Source organism: Pantoea sp. alder81, assembly GCF_020179835.1.
Taxonomy (GTDB): Bacteria; Pseudomonadota; Gammaproteobacteria; order Enterobacterales; family Enterobacteriaceae; genus Pantoea.
On the sequence record NZ_JAIUDA010000002.1, the window covers coordinates 293,978 to 318,330 of the forward strand.

The window sequence follows — 24,353 nt, forward strand, 5'->3', positions numbered from 1 at the left end:
AGCCCACGCTGATGTCGATTCATTTTTTGAGGAAGAGGAAATCATGGGAACCACCACCATGGGGGTGAAGCTGGATGAAGCCACCCGCGATCGCATTAAACTGGCGGCAGGCAAAATTGACCGCACCCCACACTGGCTGATTAAACAGGCGATTTTTAACTATCTTTCGCAACTGGAAGCCGGTGAAGGGCTGCCAGAAATTCCTCTACAGCTTGCTGATGCCGCCAGTGAAGAAGGTGCGCCAGACGAGTCATTCCAGCCTTTCCTCGACTTCGCAGAACATATTTTGCCGCAGTCGGTCACGCGTTCGGCCATCACCGCTGCATGGCGTCGTCCGGAAACCGATGCGGTACCGATGCTGCTGGAGCAGGCGCGTCTCCCTGCCCCGCTGGCCGAGAAAACGCATCAGCTTGCTTACAGCCTGGCGGATAAGTTGCGGCACCAAAAAGGTGCAACCGGACGCGCCGGCATGGTGCAAAGTCTGTTGCAGGAGTTCTCTCTCTCCTCACAGGAAGGCGTGGCATTGATGTGTCTGGCGGAAGCATTATTACGTATTCCGGACAAGCCAACCCGTGACGCGCTGATCCGCGATAAAATCAGTAACGGCAACTGGCAATCACATTTGGGTCGCAGTCCATCAATGTTTGTCAACGCTGCCACCTGGGGTCTGCTGTTCACCGGTCGTTTGGTGTCGACTCACAATGAAGCCAACTTATCGCGCTCGCTTAACCGCATTATCGGTAAGAGTGGCGAACCGCTGATCCGCAAAGGCGTGGATATGGCTATGCGCCTGATGGGCGAGCAGTTCGTCACCGGTGAAACCATTGCTGAAGCGCTGGCGAATGCGCGCAAGCTGGAGGAGAAAGGTTTCCGCTACTCCTATGACATGTTGGGTGAAGCGGCACTGACCGCCAGCGATGCTAAAGCTTATCTGCTCTCCTATCAGCAAGCGATCCATGCGATTGGCAAGGCCTCCAACGGTCGCGGTATTTATGAAGGCCCCGGTATCTCCATCAAACTGTCTGCACTGCATCCGCGCTATAGCCGTGCGCAGTATGAGCGCGTGATGGAAGAGCTTTACCCGATTCTCAAATCCCTCACCTTGCTGGCCCGCTCTTATGACATCGGTATCAATATTGATGCCGAAGAAGCGGATCGCCTTGAGCTGTCACTCGACCTGTTAGAAAAGCTGTGCTTCGAGCCAGAACTGGATGGCTGGAACGGTATCGGCTTCGTGATTCAGGCATACATGAAGCGCTGCCCATTTGTTATCGATTCACTGGTGGACTTAGCGCAGCGCAGCCGTCGCCGTCTGATGATCCGTCTGGTGAAAGGCGCGTACTGGGATAGTGAAATCAAGCGTGCTCAGGTGGAGGGTCTGGAAGGTTATCCGGTCTACACTCGCAAGGTTTATACCGATATCTCTTATCTGGCCTGTGCGCGTAAGTTGCTGGCGGTGCCGAATCTGATTTATCCGCAGTTCGCGACCCACAATGCTCACACGCTGGCAGCAATCTATCAGCTGGCGGGCAATAACTACTATCCGGGCCAGTATGAGTTCCAGTGTCTGCACGGCATGGGTGAACCGCTGTATGAGCAGGTGGTGGGCAAAGTCGCTGACGGCAAACTGAACCGTCCTTGCCGCATTTATGCGCCAGTGGGCACGCATGAAACCTTGCTGGCTTACCTTGTGCGTCGCCTGTTGGAAAACGGTGCAAACACCTCGTTCGTCAATCGTATTGCGGATAACACCCTGCCACTGGATGAGCTGGTGGCCGATCCGGTGACAGCCGTCGAGAAGATGGGCGCGATCGAAGGTGCTGTAGGTCTGCCACATCCGAAGATTCCGTTACCGCGCGACCTCTATGGCGACAAGCGCGTGAACTCGGCTGGTCTGGATATGGCTAATGAACATCGTCTGGCTTCGCTCTCCAGCGCCTTGCTGAATAGCGCCAGTCAGCCATGGGTAGCAAAACCTTTGGTTGAAGGTGAGCTGGGTGAAGGCGTCAGCCGCCCGGTGCTCAACCCTTCCGCGCCAGCCGATGTGGTGGGCAGCGTGCGCGATGCCAGCGAAGCGGAGGTTTCCGCCGCACTGGATGCGGCAGTGAATGCCGGTCCGATCTGGTTTGCCACCCCGCCGCAAGAGCGTGCCGCCATTCTGGAGCGTGCTGCCGAGGCGATGGAAGGCCAGATGCAGCAGTTGATTGGCTTACTGGTTCGTGAAGCAGGCAAGACCTACAACAATGCCATTGCCGAAGTGCGCGAGGCGGTGGATTTCCTCTATTACTACGCTGGCATGGTGCGTGACGATTTCGATAACGAAACCCACCGTCCGCTGGGTCCTGTGGTATGCATCAGCCCGTGGAACTTCCCGCTGGCGATTTTCGCGGGTCAGATTGCGGCTGCACTCGCGGCAGGGAACAGCGTGCTGGCAAAACCGGCTGAGCAGACGCCGCTGATTGCCGCCCAGGCGGTGCAGATCATGCTAGATGCGGGCGTGCCTGCAGGCGTACTGCAACTGTTGCCGGGTCAGGGTGAAACCGTCGGTGCACAATTGACGGGCGATGATCGCGTACGCGGTGTGATGTTCACCGGTTCCACCGCCGTGGCTACGCTTCTGCAACGTAACCTCGCTGGTCGTCTCGATCCGCAAGGTCGCCCTACCCCGCTGATTGCAGAAACCGGCGGCATGAACGCGATGATCGTCGACTCTTCCGCGCTAACGGAACAGGTGGTGATCGATATCGTGGCCTCCGCTTTCGACAGTGCCGGACAACGCTGCTCGGCGCTGCGTCTGCTGTGTATTCAGGACGATGTCGCGGATCACACGCTGAAAATGCTGCGCGGTGCGATGGCCGAATGCCGCATGGGCAATCCGGAACGCCTGTCGACCGATATCGGTCCGGTGATCGATGCTGAAGCCAAAGGCAACATTGAGCGTCACATCCAGGCGATGCGCAATAAGGGCTTCACGGTGTATCAGGCGGCGCAGGATAATCCACAAGACAGTAAAGAGTGGAACAACGGCACCTTCATCAAGCCAACCCTGATCGAGTTGGGTCAGGTGAGCGATCTGGACAAAGAGGTGTTTGGTCCGGTACTGCACGTGGTGCGTTTTGCGCGTAACAGTCTGCCACAGCTGATCGATCAGATTAACGCCTCTGGTTACGGTCTGACGCTGGGTGTGCATACCCGTATCGATGAAACCATCGCGCAGGTTACAGCGGGTGCGAAGGTCGGCAACCTGTATGTGAACCGCAACATGGTTGGCGCGGTCGTGGGCGTGCAGCCATTTGGTGGCGAAGGTTTATCCGGCACCGGTCCAAAAGCCGGCGGCCCGCTCTATCTCTATCGCCTGCTGGCAAACCGCCCGGATAATGCACTGCGTAAGACCTTTGATCGTCAGGATGCTGAGCGTCCGGTCGACAGTTCCGTTCGCACCGAGTTGATGAGTGCTCACCAGGCATTACAGAGCTGGGCGCAGGATAAACCTGAACTGCTGGCACTCTGCCAACGTTATGACGAACTGGCCCAGGCGGGTACGGTGCGACTGCTGCCGGGCCCAACCGGTGAACGCAACACCTTCACGCTTCTACCGCGCGATCACGTTCTCTGTATTGCGGATAACGAGCAGGATGCGCTGACGCAACTGGCGGCAGTGACCAGCGTCGGTAGTCAGGCCATCTGGCAGGATGATGAGTTGCATCGTGCGCTGCGCAAATCCCTCCCCGCCGCCGTGCAAAAACACGTGCTGCTGGTGAAAGATGTGCTGGCCGCCGGGTTTGATGCGGTGATCTATCACGGTGATGCGGATCAGTTACGCGGGCTGTGCGAGCAGGTTGCTGCGCGTGACGGCGCGATTGTTTCGGTGCAGGGCTTCGCACGTGGCGAAACCAATCTGCTGCTGGAACGTCTGCTGATAGAGCGCTCACTGAGCGTGAATACCGCCGCAGCGGGTGGTAACGCCAGCTTGATGACCATTGGTTAAAAAGGACAAGGGCCCGCAAGGGCCCTTTTTCATGGCGCGCCGCGACGAGTTGATTCACTCGTTGCGGCGCGCTTGTTTTGCACTTTGCCCTTACGCCGCAGACTTGTTGCGCTTCATGCCAATCAAGGTCGGGAAGACAAACAGCGACTGCCCCAACCCGCGATTGGTCACAGACCAGACCGCCACCGACAGCAGTGAGCAAATCCCCACAATCGCAATCGGATACAAACACGCCCACAGCATCGAGAACCAGGCATATTCAAACAGATGATGGCGCTGAGCGAACAGAATCGCTGACATGCCAAAAAACTCAATGAAGATGCGGTGGATAACGTAGATCTGCAGGGTATTACGACCAATCCAGTTAAAATAGCTCATCTTAAAGTGCGCGTTGAGCCAGCGGCAGGCCGCCACACTCGCCAGCACCGCGATAATGCACAGGAACAAACTCTTATCCAGACCGAAGATAATGTGGATCCCTGAAACCGCCGCTAACAACGCCCATGGCACGAGATTTTCACGACGCCATTCGCTCATGCGCAGCATCAATGGGCTCCAGAACGCGCCCAGCAAGAAGAACAGGAAGTACTGCGCCACGCTTTGCGGTCCCCAGTATGGAATGATCTTCTCCACCGCCAGATAGTTAAGCGCAATAGCGACCACCAGCAACGCCACTTTCTGTTTGTGGAAGATCTTCGCACACAGGAAATACAGTGCCAGTCCGTACAGATACCACGAGGTACTCATCGCCATAAATGTCAGCTTCAGGAACTCAAACAGTGAACCCGCATAGGCGGCATTCAGGTTGTGTGAGATGCGCTGACCGGTAATCTCTGTGGAGATGCCCACAATCGACCACCACTGAATAAAGCCCCACAAAATATACAGATAGAACAGATTGGTAATACGGCTGGTAAAGACCTGCTTCCACGGACGATTCAGAATACCGTTGGTTGCCAGCAAGCCAGAAACAAAGAAAAAGGCTGGCATACGCAGCGGAGATAAAACGGTATTAAATTGCACCCATATTTCTGCCGGTATCCAACCAGCCGTCAATAATTTCACCGTTCCTTCAAATCCGGGTAATACGGTGTGATACAACACCACCAGCAATATGCAGGCCCCTTTCAGGGTATTGACCCATGCAATATCTTCTTTCCTGGCGTTATTCATATGATTAACTCCCGCTGCTGTGTAGGTCTAAAAGGAGAAGTATGAGGAAATAAACAATGATGCATTTCTGGTTATTCAACGATTATTAAACAAGCTGGCGCGGGATGACTCTAGCGAAAGTCCTAAATTTTTTTTGCTGGCCCTGATATAACAATACTTTACAGTTCCAGACATTAATTGAATGCTAAGCAGGCTAACAATATCTTCCCAAAATAGAGTGACTAAGGGCATGGCGAGGGAAATAAGGTGAGCAATTAATACAGGGAAATTAAGAGCATTCCACCACTATTAAACCAAATTAAAATCAAATGATGTTCGGATTATTATTAAATGTGGCAGATGGATAAGCGCGGATATTAATATTGTGCTAGATAAAAACAATTAGGGCCAGCGAACTGGCCCAATTTGATTATTGCAGCGGAGCTGCTTTTGTCTCTGGAGCGGGTTTTCGCAGCAGCCGTGGATAAAGGAATAACATTCTGCCTGGACCGCGATTGAGCAATGACCACACCAACAATGAGACCGTCACACAGAGCGCCACGCCCGTGATCGGCATCAGTAACGCCCATGCCCAACTAAACACTGCATTGCCAAACCAGCCGTAATGCAGCGCCAGTGCGATTGCGCTGAGTCCCAGTAATTCAATGAAGATACGGTGCAGCACGTAAATCTGCAGCGTGTTACGGCCAATCCAGTTAAGCCACCCCATGTTCAGGCGCTCATTGAGGAAACGGCACGCGACGATGCCAAACACGATGGTCAGCAGGCTATAGAACGGATTTTTATAGATGCCGCCCACATGATGCACCACGCCAATCACCGCGATGCCTGCCAGCAGCAGCCAGTGTTGACGCTTAAGTTGGCTGATCTCAATCAGTGACTGACTGAAGAACACCCCAAGCAGGAAGTAGAGATAGTTTTGCGCCACGCTGGCCGGTCCCCAACCGGGGATCAGGCTAAACTGTGCGGCGTAGGTCGCGACAATCGCCAGTGCCATCAGCGCCATTTTCTGACGATGGAACAGCTTGGTGAACAAGAAGAAACCCGCCAGCGCGTAGAGATACCACAGGCTGGTCATTGAAGTCAGCAGCAGCTTAAGGAACTCAAACGGCGAGTCCGCATAGGCGGCGTTTTTGGTGCTGGATAGCCGCTCACCGAGATGGGTGGAGATATAGTGAATGCTCAGCCACTGAATCAGGCCCCACAGCAAATAGAGATAGACGATATTGCTGAACTTTTTGGTGAACACCTCCTTCCAGCTTTTCTTCACGATCGAACTGGCCGCCAGTAAACCCGAGACAAAGAAAAAGGCGGGCATACGCAGCGGTGAGAGGTAGGTATTAAAGGTCACCCACCAGTGCGCAGGTACGATGCCGGCAGTGAGATGATGCAGGGAAGGAGCGAAGGTGGTGATGATCGAGTGGTGCAACACCACCAGCAAGATGCAGGCACCTTTTAGCGTGTTGATCCAGAGGACTTCATTTCTGGCATTGCTCATTTTATGATCCTGATTGCGCCATGAATTTGTAAAGAATTATTAAGATTTACAAAGATGTCACAATCAGGGGCGTCCTAAAAAAGCGCTCGACCCTTGCGAGGTATTTTGAGCACTGAATAAAACACCGTTTTTCAGCGGGTTATTAAAATGTCGTTTGACAATTTTCGGACGAAACTTAGAGGAGAAATTGAGGGAATTAACGAGAAAGCGCCGTCATTTTCAGACGACGCTTGAGGCTATTGGTTAAGAAACTTGTCAAGAAATTGCCGGGTACGAGCCTGCTGCGGATTGCTGAACAGTTCTTTCGCTGCGCCCTGCTCCACGATACGGCCCTGATCCATAAAGATCGCCCGATCGGCCACGTCACGCGCAAAACTCATCTCATGCGTCACGATCACCATGGTGCGTTTCTCCTGCGCCAGTGCGCGAATGGTATTCAGCACTTCACCCACCAGCTCCGGGTCCAGCGCTGAAGTCGGTTCATCGAACAGAATCACTTCCGGTCGCATTGCCAGCGCACGCGCAATGGCGACACGTTGCTGCTGGCCGCCCGATAAACGGCGTGGGAAGCTCTCTTCTTTGCCATGCAGACCGACTTTCTCCAGCAGGCTCCGTGCGCGCGCAACGGCTTCCGCTTTCGGTTCACCCTTCACGATCACCGGCCCTTCAATGATGTTCTCGAGTACGGATCGATGCGGGAACAGATTGAAGTTCTGAAACACGAAGCCCACCTGCTGACGCAAACGGCGCACCTGCTCTTTCTGCTTGTTGAGCCCGATGCTGGCATCAATGGTGATATTGCCCACCGTGACGCGACCGCTATCCGGCACTTCCAGCAAATTGATACTGCGTAGCAAGGTGGTTTTACCCGAACCGCTTGGGCCGATAATTGCCACCACTTCGCCCGGCGCGACATCAAGGTCGATGCCGTGCAACACGGTCTGGCCGTGGAACTGCTTGACCAGCTGACGTACTTCTATTGCACTCATTTCCCCTCCCGATCCTGTCGATTCACATGCGCTTCCAGGCGGTTTTGCAACGCCGACAGCACCGTCGCCATCACCCAGTAAATCAGTGAGGCAGCCAGATACATGGTGAACACTTCCAGCGTACGCGAGGTGATCAATTGCGCCTGACGGAACAGCTCCGGCACCTGAATGGTGGCCGCCAGCGAGGTGTCTTTCACCAGACTGATAAAGCTGTTACCAAGCGGGGGTAAAGCAGTACGTGCCGCTTGTGGCAAAATTACACGGCGCAGAGTTTGCCATGGCGTCATGCCAATACTCGCGGCCGCTTCCCACTGTCCGCGTTCAATGGCAGCAATCGCGCCACGCAGGGATTCAGAAGCATAGGCTGCGGTATTTAGTGACAAACCGATCATCGCGGAAGGGATAGGATCCAGCTCAATACCGAACTGCGGCAAGCCGTAGTAGATCATAAACAGCTGGGCGATCAGCGGCGTGCCACGGAAAATCGACACATAGATACGCGCCAGCCAGTTTATCGGCCAGAAATGCGACAGGCGCATTAGCGCCAGCACGAAGCCGAGTACCAGACCGAAGAACATCCCGCCGATACTCAGCTGCAGCGTGAACAGCGCGCCTTTCAGTAAAAATGGTGCTGAATCCAGCACCAGTTGTAAGCTTTCCTGCATTATTTAGTGACGTCCGCGCCGAACCATTTCTCAGAGAGTTTGCTCAGCGAGCCATCTTTCTGCATATCCGCAATCGCGGAATCAATGGCTTTCAGCAGGTCGTCATTGCCTTTACGCACTGCCACGCCCGATTCCAGACGAGAGAAGGCCGGACCCGCTACCGCCATGGTATCGCCGGTTTTCTTCACCAGATCCAGTGCCGCTAAACGGTCAACCAGAATGGCGTCGAGACGGCCAGAACGCAGATCCTGGTATTTGGTTGGGTCATCATCATAAGTACGGATATCAACGCCTTTGACGTTGTCGCGCAGCCACTGCTCATAGTTCGAGCCCAGGCCAACACCGACTTTCTTACCTGACAGATCGTCTGGCTTGGTGATGCTGCCAGCGTTTTTCTTCATCGTCAGCGCCTGTACGCCAGAGATGGTGTACGGCGTGGAGAAGTCATACTTCTTCTTACGCTCAGGTGAGATGGTCACCTGGTTGATCACCACATCGATGCGCTTGGAATCCAGCGCCGCCAGCATGCCGTCCCACTTGGTCGGCTTCAGATCCGCTTTAACGCCGAGGTGCTTTGCCAGCTCTTGCGCGAACTCCACTTCGAAACCGGTCAGCTTGCCGCTTTCATCCTGGAAACTGAACGGCGGATAAGTGCCTTCCAGACCCACGCGCAGCTCACCTTTGCTCTTAACCTGTGCCAGCAGATCTTCTGCGGCGAACGTTTTGACGTTAACGCCCGCGACCAGCGCGACCGCCATCATGCCCATCACCAGTTGGCGACGAATAGGAGAGAAAGCCATGTTTACCCCATTTATTGTGATGTGTTTGTTGTGTCTCAGTGCGCATAAAGCCGCACCCTACGAAAACTGCGCGGCGCCGAGCTGTTTCGAACAGAACCTTGCTCGGTGAGTCCAGACAAATGTGAACCTTCGTAGGGTTGCCATTTATGGCGACCTTTTATGCAATAACCGCCGGATTATAAACTTTTTTTTGGTGCTGTCTCAGACCGAAGGATGATAAGCAAATAACGCAGGCGCGCCGCCAGTGTGAATAAACAGCAGCGGCCCTTCGCGTCGGAAACGGTTCTGCGCAATGCCATCGATCAATCCAGCCATCGCTTTGCCGGTATAAACCGGGTCCAGCATGATGCCCTCAAGACGCGCCAGCAGTTTCACCGCTGCCATGCCTTCATCATTAGGTTCGCCGTAGCGCGGCGCAAAGTAGTCGTCCCACAAGGTAATTGGTGCCTGCGTCTGCACTTCCAGCTGTTCCGCCAGCGCGGTGCGGATACGCTCTACCACTGGTAACTGCGCCTCGACTTTGCGCGAAACCGTCACGCCGACCAGCTCTGTATCGGGTAGCAACTGCTCCAGCCCCACCGCTAAGCCCGCATGGGTGCCGGCGCTACCTGATGCCACTACCACGGCAGCGAAATCCACCACGCCTTCGCTTTGATGAGCAATCTCCTGCGCACACTCCACATAGCCGAGCGCACCCAGCGCGTTGGAACCGCCAACCGGAACGATATAAGGACGGAAACCCTGGGCTTCGAGATGCTCAGCCTGCTCGGCCAGTTGTTCAGTGGGATTGTGAAGCGCATCGACCATCACCACCTCGACGTCCATCAGGTCGAGCATCAGGCGGTTGCCGTTGGTGAGATAGTTTTCAGAAGTGGTGCCAATTGGATTTTCCAGCAGCGCCACACACCTGAGGCCAAGGCGCGCCGCCACTGCCGCCGTCTGGCGCACGTGGTTGGATTGAATCGCGCCCGCAGTCAGCAGAACATCCGCGCCTTCACGCAGCGCATCGGCCGCCAGGAATTCAAGTTTGCGAAGTTTATTGCCGCCCATGGCCACAGGCGTGAAGTCATCGCGCTTAATAAAGATATCGCGACCGAGATAATCAGAAAGCCGTGGCAGATGCTCAAGCGGCGTGGGTGCACCGAGTAATTCAAGACGTGGGAACTGGTGCAATAGATGTAAGGACAATGCAGCCTCCATTCGGGCAATGTGCAATTATCCATACAGTGTTGCAGAAGATGAGAAAAGTCGCACCCGGAATTCTGCGAGTGCGGCCCCTGTTGCTGCTATGCTCAGCAACAACAAGGGCGGGATCACAATCAGCCCTGCTGCCAGCCTAAAAACTGGTCATATTTACGCAACGCGATGCGGTAATTGTTATTACCGGCATCCGGCAAATCGTTTTCCAGACACTCATGCCAGCTATTGCCCCGTAATCTGTCGGCCGGGAAATTTTTCGCTTTCAGCATGTCATCAAGACGACGCAGCCGCACCACATACTCGCGAATGGTGCTGTGACTCATCTCGGTTTGCTCAAACAGATATTGTTTGAACGCCATAATGTCGAAGTAATTAGGATGGGTATTACAAAAAATATCGCTGCAAAAACGGCATAACGCGGTCAGTTCCGGCTGGAGTTTCACCCATACCTGTTCATCAATCATCTGGTCCATCCGTGCGATGGCCTCTTTATTGATGATCTGTCCGCGAAACACTAACGCCATACGGTCTAAAACTTTGCCACAATGTGAACAGTTGCTTTGGCTGTGTTTATAGTCTTTAAGATAACGACTTAAAGGTCTGGCTTTGGCTTTGGCTCCCATTGCTGAGTCCCCGGTATTTTTATTTTTTCGATGCCAGGAACTGAGTCTGTCAGCGCGCCCCCGCTAACCGGGCACGCAGGCGTTTAATCGCCTGACTGTGCAGCTGACTGACGCGGGATTCCCCCACTTCCAGCACTGCGCCAATCTCTTTCAGGTTCAGTTCTTCCTGGTAGTACAGTGTGAGCACTAATTTTTCACGATCGGGCAGTGCCTCGATGGCTTCAATTACGCGATCACGCAGGTTTCCTTCCAATAACTGATGAAGCGGGTTGGCTTCTTCATGCCCTTCCGTCACCAGCTCCGCACTATCACCGTGCTCTTCCCGATACTCGTCGTAGGAGAAGAGTTGGCTGTTATTGGTATCGAGCAAAATCTGCCGATACTCTTCCAGCGAAACATTCAACTGTTCAGCCACTTCCTGCTCAGTAGCCGAGCGCCCCAACGCTTGTTCTACTTGATGCATAGCACCGGCCACTTCGCGCGCATTACGACGCACGCTACGAGGTGCCCAGTCGCGGCTGCGCAGTTCATCCAGCATCGCTCCCCGGATACGCTGCACGGCATAGGTGGTAAAGGCAGTGCCTTGCAGCGCGTCGTAGCGCTCCACGGCATTCAATAAACCAATACCACCCGCCTGCAGCAGATCGTCAAGCTCAACGCTGGCTGGCAGACGTACCTGCAAGCGCAACGCTTCATGTCGCACCAGAGGAACGTAGCGCTGCCAGAGCGAATGTTTATCCATCACGCCTTCGGGCGTATAGAGATCGTTCACGGTGACTACCCTGCGTTAATAAAGTTATCGGCATGATTATCCAATTCTGTAGGGGTTTCGATTGGCAGAATAGGCGGGCAAAAGCGAGGTTATTTCAAATTTGTTATGGATGGCGGTGGAATGCACCGCCATCGGTGGTGTCTTTAGCGCAGGTTTTTCAGCCGTAGCCGCGTGCCAGGCGGCACCGCGTCCCACAGTGCACAGGTTTTGCCCTCAAGTGTCTGATAAAAATCGCTAATCGGGGCTTCTGTTTCCAGCGCCGGATTAAACAGCACCTGCCCGGTTTCGGCGTTAATGCTTATCATTTTGTTGATAAAGAGACGCTGTAAGTCGCTGCGCAGGAATAAACCGTTATCGACGCTGTTATCGGCAAGAAAACCTTCTTCATTTTCCTGTGTATCGATATAGCAGGCCTCCACCCACGGCCAGCTGTGACGTTCCGTGAGTTGCGTGCCGGTGATAATACAGGCGCCATAGCGCGCTTTAACCGCCGAGCTGAACTCTGCCTGGCTGGCACGCTGGAACACTTTCGCCTTCACGCGGCGTCCCACTTCTAAGCCCGGCATCACCGCTGTCGGCACTTTATGCTGCGGCGTACTCAGCACCACCAGAAACTGGATTTTACGCGACAGTGGGAAACAAGGGTGCGCTTGCGGGTCGAACAACTGCCAGTACTCCTCCTCTTCCGTCTGACGCATCAGCACCAGTTTGAAGCCCCGGCTGTTGAGCAGATTCTGCGCTTCCGCCGAGTTAGGATCGAGCATGGCGTAAACCTGAGTCTCACCCACCACCTTCCAGCGCCCTTCCTTCTTTATTTCATCGTTACGGCGGAAATAAAGGAAAGCCTGCTGGCTTTTTAAATAGTGTTCGAAACGGCGCAGATAGTTTTTGCGCTCGTTATCTTCCGAGACGAACAACAGATCCTCCAACGGACTGTTGATCTCCTCCTGCGCGAACACCGCGCGGATCACCAGATTGCGAAAGCTGGTCGACGGGCTCAGCAACCCGCGTGCGGTAAGCTCTTTCTCATCAGGATGCTGCTGCGCATAGCGCAACGCAATCTCTTCGAAGGTCAGTAGCTCACCCGGTAACAAGTCATAATTGAAGCGCATAGACACCCCAGAAATAGAAAAAAATCGTGCGTAAAAATTGGAATGATTCTGGGGAAGTTATCGGCAATTCTGTGCGGGACTGTAACAGGATGGTTACTTTTCTTGCCTTATAGGGTGCTGGGGGAAATCGTGATGGCTGGTGTGACAGAATTTGGTTTAGGACAGAAGGAAATACCTGAAATTGTTAGGTGGGTTGCAGGGTTGCGCGATAAATTGCATCGCGCTTTAATCGTATCGGTGAGATTCATCGCACATCCTTACTGAGGAGCAAATACTATCACCATACTTTTGGTCTTCTCATGCACTTCTGCCGAAGGCGGAGCGGGCAACTCGGCATGCTTTACCGCGTACATCGCTTCGGTACAGAGAGATAAATCACCGCTCAGTCCATGCATACCGCTTACCTGACCTTTTGCATCAAGATCAATACGTAAATTGCAGGTTTTGCCAACGTAGTGGTCAGCGTCAAAAAACTGGGTCTGGATAGCAAAATGGACGGCGTAATAGTAGCTTTTGAGATCGGTCACCACGGGCGCTGGAGGTTTATCAACGTGGTTGCGAGGATGTTTAATGGGTGCACAACCCGCGAGTAGCAGAACAGCCAGAGGAAGAATTTTCATCGATCACGTCCTGTGAAAAATAATCAATTGTCATTTATAACAGATTTGCCGCCAGATCGAGCACATGATGATGTCTGGCGAGATAACGGTCGGAATCAGACTTCTGCACGCGCTGAAAATCATTCATTTGATTGAATGAATAATGTGAATTCATCATTGCAGCCAGAGTAATAAAGTCCAGGTCTTTGTTGTACTGAGTCACATTGTCGCTTTCGGTAAAATTTTTAAGTGGATTGCCAAGGCACTTAATACATTGGCCAAAACGCCGTAAACCATATTCTATTTCACCGTGATAGTTAACAGTAAGCCAATGCCCCGAAGAATGGGTTATCTGACTACCTCTATGATTGCAGGTAAGCACAGTATTGTTAGTTATCAGTGTTTTCTCCACCAGTGATCCTAACCCTGGCAGAGAGTAGTCAACATCGGTGCCATTCTGATGGATCATTTTTAGGCTGCGCTTCTGTGCAAGCATGGCGGATTTGGTTTGCGGAGTGAAGCTTAACAACTTGAAAATATTAGTTATTTCATCATGCCACACGTAAGAAAGCTTACGCCATCGCGGCCCATCTGCGATGAGCAATGTATTTTTTAATTTCCCTTTTTCAGGGGGCGTCAATAAAAAGACATTAGATTGAAAATGTATTACTACGTGATGGATATAAAAATGTAATTCAGTATTTAAAATCTCACTCTGATAAAAATAAGATCGAGTTAATTCTATATCACGCACAGGTGCAGCCTTGTCCTAAAATAAATAAAAACTTAAATATAATTATAATTCATTATAAGAAATATCATTTAAATCTGAACATCTTACTGATGCCACATACTTCCTCACCATTCTTCCTGTTATGGTGAAAAACACTGAATAATGCGTCCCCTGCTCAAGTTGAATACTTTCACTATCGATATGCAGAGCACCAATAGTAATTCGACTTTTATGGAAAAAGGCTTCAGCTGGTTTGTTTAATAGATCACGTTCAACGCTACCCACAATTTGTTCCGGCTTGATTAATGGGCACGTTAATCGGTCTTGCTGAATCTGGTTATTTTGGTCCCAGCCGCTGTAACTGGCGAATGCCAATCCCAGACCGGCAACGGCCACCAAAGGAATAAATACTTTCTTCCCCATCACAAAGTCCATTTATTTAAATTTTTCAGGATTCTAACGCTAACTGTGGAAAAAAAGGTTTAGCAAAAAGTGCTGATTGTAAAGGTCTAAACAATTTGAAATGTTAGCCACGATAAACTTCCCCGCTTAAGAAATCTCAAACAAACTCAATAACCATGCGCCCTGACATGCTATTTTCCTTCTTTAAAATCATCCAAAACTGATGAAATACCCCCTTGCACCACCTACTAATATTAGTAGGTAAAATACAATTCCTTTACGTTTTCAATTGACATTGCGGACACTGCGCAGGCATTTTAAAAAAAGACGCGCAGGACGAAACCTTTTTCACCATGAATTTCTGGATATTTCTAGCCATTGAATCACTTACGGTTAGCTAATTCCGGGGCATATTCAATTGCTTTTTATCTCTTCGTCACTGTTACGCAACCTGTATTCTCCCCTTCTCTGAGAAAGCAGAAAAGTAATCTAATTATAATTTCAAATCATAAGGTTAGCCTGCCATTCGGCCAGGCTTACCCTTGGCAGTTGGTTAAGGATTGATGCAATTATGGACAACGCAAGTTACAAGGAAGTCACGAAATCCGATCGCTTTGAAATACTGGCAATGCTGCGTGAGGCGAAAAAACGGCATGGCAGCGTAGAATTTCTCCATGACGGTAAAATTATTAGCAGTAATTTTATCGATCTCGACCTAAATGGTTTTCAGATCATCGCCGAACTCGATGAAGTTGCGACAGGCAGCCCCTTTGTTATGGTGATTCAGGGGACCACCGAGAAAATCGCATTTAATTCTCAGCTCATTGCGCGTTCATCGGCGCTCCATCGTCTGACGTTTTCCTTTCCCTCGGAAATTGCTATCACCCAACGCCGCAGCAGCGTTCGTGTCACAATCCCAGAACAGTTCGGTTTTATTTGCGAAGGGCGTTTTCGTGACGGTTATGTTCACCGGATGGCAATCAAAGACCTTTCGCTAAGAGGTGTGCAATTAATCTGTTCCGGCACGCTTCCGACGCTGACTAAACCCGGCATGCTACTCAAAAGCATGGTGTTGAATCTGCAAAATTATGGCCAATACCCTGTTGATTTGACCTTGCTAAACCTGAAAGAAATTACGCATTTTGATGCCGCCAGTGCTCAGTCAAACTACTTCTCCCTGTCATGTGCCTTCGCAAAACCCAGCATGATGTTTACTCGTCGTATGGAGGAAGTGCTGATGGAGCTGATCCTCGATATTAAACGCTTACAGCGAACTCGCTAACTTAGCCGCACGCCCCCGAAAAAACCAACATAATCTATTGATTAATAGCGTTTTATACTGAGTTTTTGCCAGCTGAATTTGGTTTAAATAAGCAAATAGATTTGGTACTTATCGCAAATGTAAACACGCTAAAAATGTTTTTACCGATAGTTTATTGAAAATTAAGTGTTAACAACTATCAATCACGCAGGGCCAGATATTTATAGTCATCGGCAGTTAAGAGTTTTCCTAATGACTATCACGAATCACTGGCCACGCGCTGATTGAATGCAGCGAAGTCGGAATCGGGATAACAAAAATCAACTGAATTCCCACTTTGGAGTAGTACCTGATGAAAAAGATTCTTTTGCCTCTGGCTTCAGCTGCACTGGTTCTGATGACCATGAACGCTCACGCAACTAACGGCACCGTAAAATTCACCGGTAGCATCGTGAAATCTACCTGTACCGTGAATTCAACGGATGCCAACAAAGAAGTTTTCATCGGTAAATACCCTACCACCGCTTTCAGCAAAATTGGCGATGTGACGGCTTCCAAAGCCTTCTCCATCAACCTGGCAAACTGCGACAGCGGCAGCTACACCCTGCGTTTTGACGGCCCAACGGTAGCCGGCAATCCTAACCTGTTGGCAGTCAGCGCAGCGACGGGTGTTGGTATCGAAATTCTGGATAATAACGAGAAAGTGTTGCCAATTAACCAGACTGCTGATGACAACACCGCCTGGGTTACAGCATCTAGCAGCAATACCACCACACCTAACGGTACTGCGGTATTTAACCTGAAAGCGCGTTACAAATCGTTCAACCAAACCGTAACGCCGGGCGAAGCCAACGCCAGCTCAAGCTTCACCATCGAATACAAGTAATTTAAATCAGCAATCGCCAGGGATGGCATGCGTCCAGTGAGTGAAACCATGAAAAAGTTATTTGCAGCAGTACTCTTTGTTTATTCTGCGAGCGCCGCTGCAGGTATTCAGGTTGATGAAAGCCGTGTTATTTACAACGGTAATGCAAAATCTGCCTCACTGGACATCCGCAACGATCAGAATGACACCTATATGGTGCAAACCTGGTTGGATCGCGGTGACGCCAGCAAAACCCCCAAAGACATTCCGATTCAGGTTATCCCGCCCGTTTTAAAACTCGCGGGCAATAAAGAAGCCATTCTGCGTTTTATTTATGCAGGACAAGGTCTGCCACAGGATCGTGAAACGGTGTTCTGGGTCAATGTGCAGGAAATCCCCCCTGCGCCTAAAGAAGCTAACACGCTCCAGATCGCCGTGCGTACGCGAGTCAAACTGTTTTATCGCCCCGCCAGCCTTAACACCTCTTTGGAACAACAGGTGGAAAATCTTAAATGGCATAAGCAAAACGATACGCTGGTGGTTGATAACGCGGGTCCACTGAACATCACCTTCTCCGTACTGAAAGTAAAAAACGCAGCGGGCAAACAGTGGCAAGTGAATGCGGATATGGTGAATGCCTTCGGCAAATTGACGGTCAAACTGCCCGCTGGCGCAGAATCAGCAAACAGTGTGCAGGCAAGTTATATCAACGACTTTGGCGGCAACAGTACCGCAAAGCAAAACGCTTTATAAGAAAGATGACGCACAGCAATTCTTCTTTGGTGCATGAAAGCGCGAAACCATGATTAATGAAAACCAATAACAATCATACCGTTAAGCTATCCCTTCTCACCATTGCATTACTCCAGGCCTTTTCTGTTTCAGCAGAAGAGGCTTTTAACACATCCTTTATTCACGGTGACGCGGCAACGGTATCTGAGTTGGCAACCGGCGATGATATTTTACCTGGCCGTTATCCCTTCGATATCTACTTAAATGGGCAACGTGTTGACCATCGTGATGTTGTGTTCCGCAAACCTTCGCCTGAAAAAGCCATTGCTCCTTGCTTATCCGCTGAGCAGTTGATTGCTTATGGTGTCGATCTCACGGCGACAACCTCTGCGGAAAGCTGCGTTGATTTAGCCAATACCTTTAAAGATGCCAGCGTCAGTTATGACGCCGCAGTGCAACGCGTTGATCTCTCGGTTCCGCAGGTATTTTTGATTCCCGTGCCAAAAGGCGCGATTTCCCCGCTGGTGTATGACAACGGCATTAATGCTGCTTTCGTCAATTACAACTTTAATAGCTCCGATAATCGTCTTCATGACAACGGCAGCCAGAGCAGCAGCCAATATTATTATTTGTCGTCACGCAGCGGCGTGAACCTTGGCCGCTGGCGCGTACGCAATACCTCGACGTGGCAGAAACAGAGCGGTGAGCGCAGCCACTGGACACCGATTTCCACCTGGGCTGAAACCGACATTATCGCCTGGCGTTCTCGCTTACTGCTTGGGCAAAGCAGTACCAGCAACAGCGTGTTTGATAGCTTCCAGTTCCGGGGCGCGCAACTCTCCAGCGTGTCCGAAATTCTGCCAGACAGCTTGCGCGGCTATGCACCGGTGATTCGCGGCGTGGCACGCACCAATGCACGCGTTGACGTGCAGCAAAATGGCTATACCGTTTACAGCGCAACGGTCGCACCTGGGCCATTTGCCCTGAACGATGTCTATCCCAGCACCTTAAGTGGTGACTTGCAGGTCACCATTTATGAAGCTGACGGATCGCGACAGCATTATGCCGTGCCCTTCTCTTCCGTGTCGAACATGCTGCGCGAAGGGATTTGGGATTACGCTTTTACGCTGGGTCGTTATCAGGATGGATCCACCACCTATCATCCTCAGTTTGTGCAAGCCACGCTATCGCGCGGATTGCCGTACGAGATTACGCCTTATGGCGGTGTGCTGTTTGCCGATCACTACAGCTCGGCGGTGCTCGGAATGGGGAAAAGCCTGGGGATGTTTGGCGCGGCATCTTTTGATACCGCGTGGTCAAAAACTGATTTAGCCAACGGCGATCAGAAACAAGGTGCCAGCTTCCGTTTTCTCTATTCCAAATCGCTCAATACCCTGGGTACTGAGTTGCAGATTGCGGGTTATCGCTACTCCACTTCGGGCTATTACGATTTTAGCGATATGGTGGCCGAGCGCGCCAACTATGAAAATGGCCGCTATCGCAACGACTATACCGACACCAGCGAAGTGAGCAATGGCGTGCCGTCATGGGCAGATACCCGGCGCAATACTTATTACACCAACCAGTACAACAACAAACGCCAGCGTCTGGAACTGACCATTAATCAGCATATCGGTCCGGTCTCGGTGTATGCCTCAATGACCAATCAAACCTATTGGGGATCCGATAACCGTGACCGCACGCTGCAAACTGGTCTCAACAGCAGCTGGGGAAAAGTGAATTACGGAGTATTCCTGCAGGACACGCAAAGCAACTATGGCGAGCACGATCGCAGCGTATCCCTCACGCTCTCGGTGCCATTTAATGCCTTTGAAAACCAACCGGTCACAGCCACCTTTAACCTGGCCGACAGCAAACAGAGTGGCAGCAGCTATAACACCGGTCTGAGCGGCAGCCTGCTGGATGACAATCGCCTCAACTATTATGTGCAGACCGGTAAGGCCAGCCATGCCGGACAGACCAGCACTGCCGATGTCGGTTACATGGGCAGCATGGGCAATGCAGAATTGGGTTATACCTACAGCGATGCCTATCAACAAACCAACCTCAACTTGTCGGGCGGCGCACTGCTGCATTCTGGCGGCTTAACACTCACGCAGCCACTGCAAAACACCGTGGTGTTAGTGGAAGCCAAAGAGGCGCAAGGTGTCCGTCTGGAGAATCAGCCGGGAGTGGCGATCAACCGTTCCGGCTATGCGGTGATGACCTCGGCCACCGCCTATCACCACAACCGTGTGGCGCTGCGCACCGATGATATCGGCGCCGATTTGGATATTCCTCTGGCCGTCAAAGACGTGGTGCCGACCTATGGCGCCATCAGCCGCGTGACCTTTGAAACCCGCAGCGGCAAAAGTGCGCTGATTCATGCGCAGTTACCGGATGGTGATGTCCCGGCGATAGGTGCTTCGGTGTTTAATCAAAACGGCAGCAACCTCGGTGTGGTCGGCACCAATGGCAGCACATTTGTGTCCGGTGTGGCCAGCGGTGAACGCCTGCAACTGCGCTGGGGCAGTTCGGATAACGAACACTGCTGGATCACATTGCCGGAATTAGGGAACGGTTCACAAGCGGGTTATCAGGAATTCACTCTGCGCTGCACGCCCAATTAAAAGGAAGTATTGATGCGTTTTCTTCATTTTCGCGGCGTGATCCGCGCCTGTTTAACGCTGCTGGCGTTGAGTGCAGCACTGTTTTCTCAGAGCAGTTTTGCCCTGTCTTGCAAAGAAGCGGCATCGGGAAATATCCGTCAGGTCATCTCCATCGCCGATCCGATTCAGGTTTCCACCGCCACACTAAAAGCCGGCACCATTTTGTGGCGCTCACAAAACTACACCTCGACCTTTCGCTGCGAAGACACTAACGGCTATCCCAATGGTGAAGATGCTTACCTTTATTGGGATCCGCTGAGCCAAATGCAGTCTATCCACCCTTCAATTGAAGTGGGTGTAACTTATAACAGTGTTGACATCAAACCGGTTACAGCTTCGCGTACTGATGTCGGCCAGGGTACGGTATGTCGCAGAGTTTCCAGCTGGGGGGGAAGTTATTGCCAGTCTCCGGCGCGAGCGCAAACCGTGACGGTAAACTACTCCATCTATATAAAGGCCACCGGCAGCGCGCCACCGTCCAGTGGTAAGATTACCAACACGGGCCAATATGCAATCTTTCAGGTGGATGGCGTTTTAGGACTCAACAGCACGCCAGACAGCAACTTCCGCGCCTTTATTACCGGACTGGGCAATATCCGTTTTATCTCCTGTTCCCCGCAGGTCAATATCTCCTCTAACAACGGTTCGACGGTGAATTTCGGCAGCCTGCCATCACGTAATGCCAGCGCGGGTGTGATTGAAAAACGCGTGCCTTTCGCGGTGGTCGCCAACCTGACCAATGCAGGGCAAGATTGTCAGGGACAGACGTTCGTTGCCAGTTTTAGCACCACTTACCCGACCAGCGGTACGGATATCATCATGCCGAGCACTGACAGCGGCTTCGGTATTTCAGTCGCCACAGCAGATAATCAGGACAGTTTCATCCCGATGAACACCAGTGTGGCATTGGGTTATGCCAATGGTCAGGTGGTGCAAAATAACTTTATTGCCACGCTGCGCTGGCTTAACAGCAACCCGAAGATTGGTGATTTTTCCGCTTCAGCGAATGTGGATGTGACCTTTAAGTAGACTCTATCGAACAGTGTTTGATCTCAAAGCCGGTGCCATTGTGCATCGGCTTTTTGCTTTCTACCGTTCATAAAATTTCACGGCAGGTTTTATTTAACGCATCAAATCTCAAAGTACATGAATTAACCCCCCTGCAAAAACTCACCCTATCCTCTGTAAGGTCGTCATTTATGGCGACCAAAACACCAACTTGGCTCAATATGCTTACGCCATATTCCTTTGCTCATATTGCAACCATCCCTCACTTCAGTATTTTTTCAGCATTCCTTGCTACTGCACCCACTTAACAAACGTTAAAAATCCTGCAGCCAAAAAAATTTGCGATAAAGCAGTCAACTATCCCTTCATTGTTTATGCGAATTAATTATCGATAATTGATCGGAAAAAACATCGGTCACTTAAGTCAAAGTATGCTGTGCAGATCAATCGCTTAGGCTATGCTCCTCATTAATGACACAGCTTCGGATGAATCCTAATCCGGATTGCACATCTTGATACGGCAACGTAGAGCATAAGGAAGCGAACAATGATGAAAAATATCGGTACTCTCAGCAAGGTTGCGGTATTTGCTTTATTGATGGGTGCAGCGAGCACCGCTTCTGCCAGCGAGCAGTTTGGTGTGGTGGGCAAGGGCCGCGTGCACTTCAGCGGTGAAATTTACCAACCTGCCTGCCGTATCAATGTGAATCAAGCCGCGATCACCAGTCGCTGCTTCGAACAAGGCGAGTATCATCAGCAATCTCTTTCCACTTCAGATGTGCAGACCATCGCCTTTAACAACCGCCGTTCGGAAGCCCAACTCGATTGGTTGAGTGATGCGAAACGCGAAGGAATTTTAACGGTGAACTACCGCTAAATTCATGACGAATTGATTAAGGCCGCGATTTACCATCGCGGCTTTTTTATTTGTAAAGCGCCAGTTCGCGCTTAATTCAGCCTGAACCATAGGCAGAACCCATTAACTGGCTAATTGCATTGATTATGATTTCCGGTGTCACTAATAAGGAAATCAAACGATGCACAGCAAATTTGGCAGTCAACTTTTCTCACTGCTGGTTTTAGGATTGGGTGCCGCTGGCTTTTACGCTTATGCCAAGAAAACCGACTTTCAGCAGGACCAGCTTGCGTGTATGAATATTGATCATCAGCGTGTGCAGAATCAGGTTGAAGATGACCTGTTGAACCATGCGAACCCTGCATTTTTTGGCACGTTTCAGGTGCAGATTGGCTCGCTGTATATTCACCCGACAACGCTAAATGCGACTAGTACACATATTGTGGTGCCGTTTTCGCTGGAAAATAATGGCAAGACGACGGAGTTTGAAGCGAAGGTGCGGTGCTCTGACTTAAGGGATATTGGCTATAGCCGGATTTGATTTTCAATATCAAGAAATCCCCCCGTCTCCTTATTTGTAGCAATGCTATTAGTTTTTGCTGTTGCAATGTTCTCAATCTCTTCGGCATTTCAAGCGGACTGTAGATTTTCTTCTAGGCAAACATCGCACTGATCAACAGATTGTGAAATCTAGTCGAGTGAATTCTTTCTCATCGGGATCCTGCTGCGCATAACGCAGGGCGATCTCTTCAAAAGTCAGCTGCTCATCCGATAACAAGTCATAGTTGAAGCGTACAGACACCCCAGAAAAATGGAAAATTGCTGCGTAAAACAGGAATCATTCTGTGGGGGAGTTATCGGCAAAATTCATGCGGACTGTAACAGGCAGGTTACTTTTCGGCGCTTGCAGGGCTCTGGGCTAAATTGGGATTGGCGGTGCTTGGGAGATTTGGCTAAGGGCGGGAGGAATTAGTGAATATAAGTTACTGCTGGATCTGTGCAAGGTTAAAAAACGCCAAACCTGACCGCAAAGGAACAAGGCATCCATGCCGATCGCCCTCGCCACCCTAGCTCGGACGCTTTACTTTTCGGGCTGGGCGTTTCTTTCCCGTCTACAATCAGTGCTGCTGTATTTCGTACGCTGTTAACGTTATCTCAACAAATAAATCAGCGAGAGATCGTCATTAACTTTGGAGCGCTCAATCTCAGCTAAAAAAGCATCGTCAGAATGTGTGTCGTGTTTGGTTACCGCGTGATAACTGTAAATAATGTTCACGATGTCTTCTTCTTCAATATTCTCCACCAGCTCAGCGCAGGCGGAGAGCAAGGACTTCAGCAAGAACCATTCCGCCACCAGCAAATATAGATTCGCCAGATTACTGATTTTTTTCTTGCCGGGGAAATCATCGTTGTACATGCGATATTGCAGATAGTTGCTCATGATGTGCGGACGTTCCGCGAGCCATGGCATCATACGGTTATGCCATGCCGCGTCTAAACGCTGCATGGAAGAATTGACCTCCTCATTTGCAGCACCATCACCTTGAATGAATATTAATTTATTAATGTAATGTTGTAGGGTTGACCAGCCACGCACGCCAGGTCTTTGAGATAAATGCGTTTGTATACGCAATAACAATCCCCATTGCAGTTGGTAATCAGGTTTTACATCATAAATTTTACTTTTGATTTGGCCATTATTGATGGATTCAACAATACTAAAATAATACTCTTCCAGTTTCTCATGTTTTTGTTCAACGTCCACAATCTTATCAAGGTAAAGAAATAATAGCGCGATGCCATAAAAACCCTCTTCCAAATTAACCCCACTGCAAAGTAATATATTTGTACACATTAGATTAATTAATCGTGATTCCTGATCTACATCTGCAACTTTGAAAGTTTGGGGCTGTAAAATTTTCTTATATTCTAGAAGCATAGAGTCAGCACGCATTAATAATTGCTTAGCTGCTTCCGGACAAGAGAGAGTTAAGCTCTGACGTAATTCTATTTTATATTTTTTTTGCACTCGAGGATAAGTTGCACAGGTTGCACTTAATGCACTAGCGCCGAGTGACTTATGAATTTTGCACAGGCGCTCTTCATCCATAAAAGCACACTGCCCCTGTTCCGACATTTTCATTTTTCCCCAGTTATCATAACTGGATTTTGTCGTAATAATATTTTCAGTTGCGATACTGCGAATATCAATCTCACCACTTTTCAAATAGCGATTGACCGTAGGTTTATCAAGAGTAACGACCCAGCCTTTGCAACAGTGCTCACGGCATTCCCCCCCAATGCATTTGAAAGTATCAAAAAAAACCGGCGAAACTACGGAGATTTCTTTCATAATTTATCTACTTCTTATATCGATAATACGTCCAAGGAATAAATTAAAGTAATAA

The 24,353-nt window shown here is 50.6% G+C and carries 21 protein-coding genes; 8 read left to right on the forward strand and 13 right to left on the reverse strand.

Annotation, left to right across the window (positions count from 1 at the left end; all coding sequences use genetic code 11):
- Positions 1 to 43: 43 nt before the first annotated feature.
- A complete protein-coding gene (gene putA, locus LBW88_RS06300) occupies positions 44 to 3,988 on the forward strand; it encodes a trifunctional transcriptional regulator/proline dehydrogenase/L-glutamate gamma-semialdehyde dehydrogenase (RefSeq protein WP_224932023.1) in 3,945 nt (1,314 codons plus the stop codon).
- Positions 3,989 to 4,078: 90 nt separating this feature from the next.
- Here the strand turns inward: putA and LBW88_RS06305 are convergent, their stop codons facing one another.
- From LBW88_RS06305 to LBW88_RS06360, 12 genes are all read right to left on the reverse strand, one after another.
- The gene (locus tag LBW88_RS06305) at positions 4,079 to 5,161 is read right to left on the reverse strand and encodes an acyltransferase family protein (protein ID WP_224931628.1); all 1,083 of its coding nucleotides are present in this window, start codon (positions 5,159 to 5,161) and stop codon (positions 4,079 to 4,081) included.
- A 409-nt stretch (positions 5,162 to 5,570) separates the two neighbouring features.
- Positions 5,571 to 6,659: an acyltransferase family protein gene (locus LBW88_RS06310; protein WP_224931626.1), complete on the reverse strand. Its 1,089-nt coding sequence runs from the start codon at positions 6,657 to 6,659 to the stop codon at positions 5,571 to 5,573.
- 236 nt (positions 6,660 to 6,895) lie between these two features.
- Complete coding sequence (gene tcyN / locus LBW88_RS06315) at positions 6,896 to 7,648, reverse strand: L-cystine ABC transporter ATP-binding protein TcyN (RefSeq protein WP_224931624.1); 753 nt, start codon at positions 7,646 to 7,648, stop codon at positions 6,896 to 6,898.
- Complete coding sequence (tcyL, locus tag LBW88_RS06320) at positions 7,645 to 8,313, reverse strand: cystine ABC transporter permease (RefSeq protein ID WP_224931622.1); 669 nt, start codon at positions 8,311 to 8,313, stop codon at positions 7,645 to 7,647. Before tcyL ends, tcyN begins: the two co-directional genes overlap by 4 nt.
- Complete coding sequence (gene tcyJ, locus LBW88_RS06325) at positions 8,313 to 9,113, reverse strand: cystine ABC transporter substrate-binding protein (RefSeq protein WP_224931620.1); 801 nt, start codon at positions 9,111 to 9,113, stop codon at positions 8,313 to 8,315. The genes tcyL and tcyJ overlap by 1 nt, the downstream gene beginning before the upstream one ends.
- Positions 9,114 to 9,314: 201 nt before the next feature.
- Positions 9,315 to 10,301 carry a D-cysteine desulfhydrase gene (locus LBW88_RS06330; protein WP_224931618.1) on the reverse strand — a complete coding sequence of 329 codons (987 nt, stop codon included), beginning with the start codon at positions 10,299 to 10,301 and terminating at the stop codon, positions 9,315 to 9,317.
- 131 nt (positions 10,302 to 10,432) lie between these two features.
- Complete coding sequence (gene fliZ, locus LBW88_RS06335) at positions 10,433 to 10,936, reverse strand: flagella biosynthesis regulatory protein FliZ (RefSeq protein WP_224931616.1); 504 nt, start codon at positions 10,934 to 10,936, stop codon at positions 10,433 to 10,435.
- Positions 10,937 to 10,985: 49 nt separating this feature from the next.
- A complete protein-coding gene (locus LBW88_RS06340; RefSeq protein ID WP_058959860.1) occupies positions 10,986 to 11,708 on the reverse strand; it encodes an RNA polymerase sigma factor FliA in 723 nt (240 codons plus the stop codon).
- Between the two features lie 143 nt (positions 11,709 to 11,851).
- Positions 11,852 to 12,820, reverse strand: coding sequence for an HNH endonuclease signature motif containing protein (locus LBW88_RS06345; RefSeq protein WP_224931614.1), 969 nt, complete (start codon positions 12,818 to 12,820; stop codon positions 11,852 to 11,854).
- Positions 12,821 to 13,077: 257 nt separating this feature from the next.
- Positions 13,078 to 13,440, reverse strand: coding sequence for a cell envelope integrity TolA C-terminal domain-containing protein (locus tag LBW88_RS06350; RefSeq protein WP_224931612.1), 363 nt, complete (start codon positions 13,438 to 13,440; stop codon positions 13,078 to 13,080).
- A gap of 34 nt (positions 13,441 to 13,474) precedes the next feature.
- Positions 13,475 to 14,173, reverse strand: coding sequence for a hypothetical protein (locus LBW88_RS06355; RefSeq protein ID WP_224931611.1), 699 nt, complete (start codon positions 14,171 to 14,173; stop codon positions 13,475 to 13,477).
- 42 nt (positions 14,174 to 14,215) lie between these two features.
- The gene (locus LBW88_RS06360) at positions 14,216 to 14,575 is read right to left on the reverse strand and encodes a hypothetical protein (RefSeq protein ID WP_224931609.1); all 360 of its coding nucleotides are present in this window, start codon (positions 14,573 to 14,575) and stop codon (positions 14,216 to 14,218) included.
- Between the two features lie 550 nt (positions 14,576 to 15,125).
- Here LBW88_RS06360 and LBW88_RS06365 point away from each other — a divergent pair.
- The 7 genes from LBW88_RS06365 to LBW88_RS06395 all read left to right on the forward strand — a co-directional run bounded on the left by LBW88_RS06365 (position 15,126) and on the right by LBW88_RS06395 (position 22,486).
- Complete coding sequence (locus LBW88_RS06365) at positions 15,126 to 15,836, forward strand: hypothetical protein (protein WP_224931607.1); 711 nt, start codon at positions 15,126 to 15,128, stop codon at positions 15,834 to 15,836.
- A 331-nt stretch (positions 15,837 to 16,167) separates the two neighbouring features.
- Positions 16,168 to 16,701, forward strand: a complete 534-nt coding sequence (locus LBW88_RS06370) for a fimbrial protein (RefSeq protein WP_058959866.1) — start codon at positions 16,168 to 16,170, stop codon at positions 16,699 to 16,701.
- A gap of 48 nt (positions 16,702 to 16,749) precedes the next feature.
- The gene (locus LBW88_RS06375) at positions 16,750 to 17,433 is read left to right on the forward strand and encodes a molecular chaperone (protein WP_224931605.1); all 684 of its coding nucleotides are present in this window, start codon (positions 16,750 to 16,752) and stop codon (positions 17,431 to 17,433) included.
- A 56-nt stretch (positions 17,434 to 17,489) separates the two neighbouring features.
- Positions 17,490 to 20,042: a fimbria/pilus outer membrane usher protein gene (locus LBW88_RS06380; RefSeq protein WP_224931603.1), complete on the forward strand. Its 2,553-nt coding sequence runs from the start codon at positions 17,490 to 17,492 to the stop codon at positions 20,040 to 20,042.
- Positions 20,043 to 20,054: 12 nt separating this feature from the next.
- Positions 20,055 to 21,110, forward strand: a complete 1,056-nt coding sequence (locus LBW88_RS06385; RefSeq protein ID WP_224931601.1) for a fimbrial protein — start codon at positions 20,055 to 20,057, stop codon at positions 21,108 to 21,110.
- 526 nt (positions 21,111 to 21,636) lie between these two features.
- Positions 21,637 to 21,966, forward strand: coding sequence for a type 1 fimbrial protein (locus LBW88_RS06390; RefSeq protein WP_224931600.1), 330 nt, complete (start codon positions 21,637 to 21,639; stop codon positions 21,964 to 21,966).
- Positions 21,967 to 22,126: 160 nt separating this feature from the next.
- The gene (locus LBW88_RS06395) at positions 22,127 to 22,486 is read left to right on the forward strand and encodes a hypothetical protein (protein ID WP_224931598.1); all 360 of its coding nucleotides are present in this window, start codon (positions 22,127 to 22,129) and stop codon (positions 22,484 to 22,486) included.
- Between the two features lie 609 nt (positions 22,487 to 23,095).
- Here the strand turns inward: LBW88_RS06395 and fliB are convergent.
- Positions 23,096 to 24,298: a flagellin lysine-N-methylase gene (fliB, locus tag LBW88_RS06400; RefSeq protein WP_224931596.1), complete on the reverse strand. Its 1,203-nt coding sequence runs from the start codon at positions 24,296 to 24,298 to the stop codon at positions 23,096 to 23,098.
- Positions 24,299 to 24,353 lie beyond the last annotated feature (55 nt).

Bases quoted from the DNA above. Each gene is read 5' to 3' on its own strand.
- putA (WP_224932023.1), top strand. From the start codon at position 44: ATGGGAACCACCACCATGGGGGTGAAGCTGGATGAAGCCACCCGCGAT.
- LBW88_RS06305 (WP_224931628.1), bottom strand. From the start codon at position 5,161: ATGAATAACGCCAGGAAAGAAGATATTGCATGGGTCAATACCCTGAAA.
- LBW88_RS06310 (WP_224931626.1), bottom strand. From the start codon at position 6,659: ATGAGCAATGCCAGAAATGAAGTCCTCTGGATCAACACGCTAAAAGGT.
- tcyN (WP_224931624.1), bottom strand. From the start codon at position 7,648: ATGAGTGCAATAGAAGTACGTCAGCTGGTCAAGCAGTTCCACGGCCAG.
- tcyL (WP_224931622.1), bottom strand. From the start codon at position 8,313: ATGCAGGAAAGCTTACAACTGGTGCTGGATTCAGCACCATTTTTACTG.
- tcyJ (WP_224931620.1), bottom strand. From the start codon at position 9,113: ATGGCTTTCTCTCCTATTCGTCGCCAACTGGTGATGGGCATGATGGCG.
- fliZ (WP_224931616.1), bottom strand. From the start codon at position 10,936: ATGGGAGCCAAAGCCAAAGCCAGACCTTTAAGTCGTTATCTTAAAGAC.
- LBW88_RS06345 (WP_224931614.1), bottom strand. From the start codon at position 12,820: ATGCGCTTCAATTATGACTTGTTACCGGGTGAGCTACTGACCTTCGAA.
- LBW88_RS06350 (WP_224931612.1), bottom strand. From the start codon at position 13,440: ATGAAAATTCTTCCTCTGGCTGTTCTGCTACTCGCGGGTTGTGCACCC.
- LBW88_RS06360 (WP_224931609.1), bottom strand. From the start codon at position 14,575: ATGGGGAAGAAAGTATTTATTCCTTTGGTGGCCGTTGCCGGTCTGGGA.
- LBW88_RS06365 (WP_224931607.1), top strand. From the start codon at position 15,126: ATGGACAACGCAAGTTACAAGGAAGTCACGAAATCCGATCGCTTTGAA.
- LBW88_RS06370 (WP_058959866.1), top strand. From the start codon at position 16,168: ATGAAAAAGATTCTTTTGCCTCTGGCTTCAGCTGCACTGGTTCTGATG.
- LBW88_RS06375 (WP_224931605.1), top strand. From the start codon at position 16,750: ATGAAAAAGTTATTTGCAGCAGTACTCTTTGTTTATTCTGCGAGCGCC.
- LBW88_RS06380 (WP_224931603.1), top strand. From the start codon at position 17,490: ATGAAAACCAATAACAATCATACCGTTAAGCTATCCCTTCTCACCATT.
- LBW88_RS06385 (WP_224931601.1), top strand. From the start codon at position 20,055: ATGCGTTTTCTTCATTTTCGCGGCGTGATCCGCGCCTGTTTAACGCTG.
- LBW88_RS06390 (WP_224931600.1), top strand. From the start codon at position 21,637: ATGATGAAAAATATCGGTACTCTCAGCAAGGTTGCGGTATTTGCTTTA.
- LBW88_RS06395 (WP_224931598.1), top strand. From the start codon at position 22,127: ATGCACAGCAAATTTGGCAGTCAACTTTTCTCACTGCTGGTTTTAGGA.
- fliB (WP_224931596.1), bottom strand. From the start codon at position 24,298: ATGAAAGAAATCTCCGTAGTTTCGCCGGTTTTTTTTGATACTTTCAAA.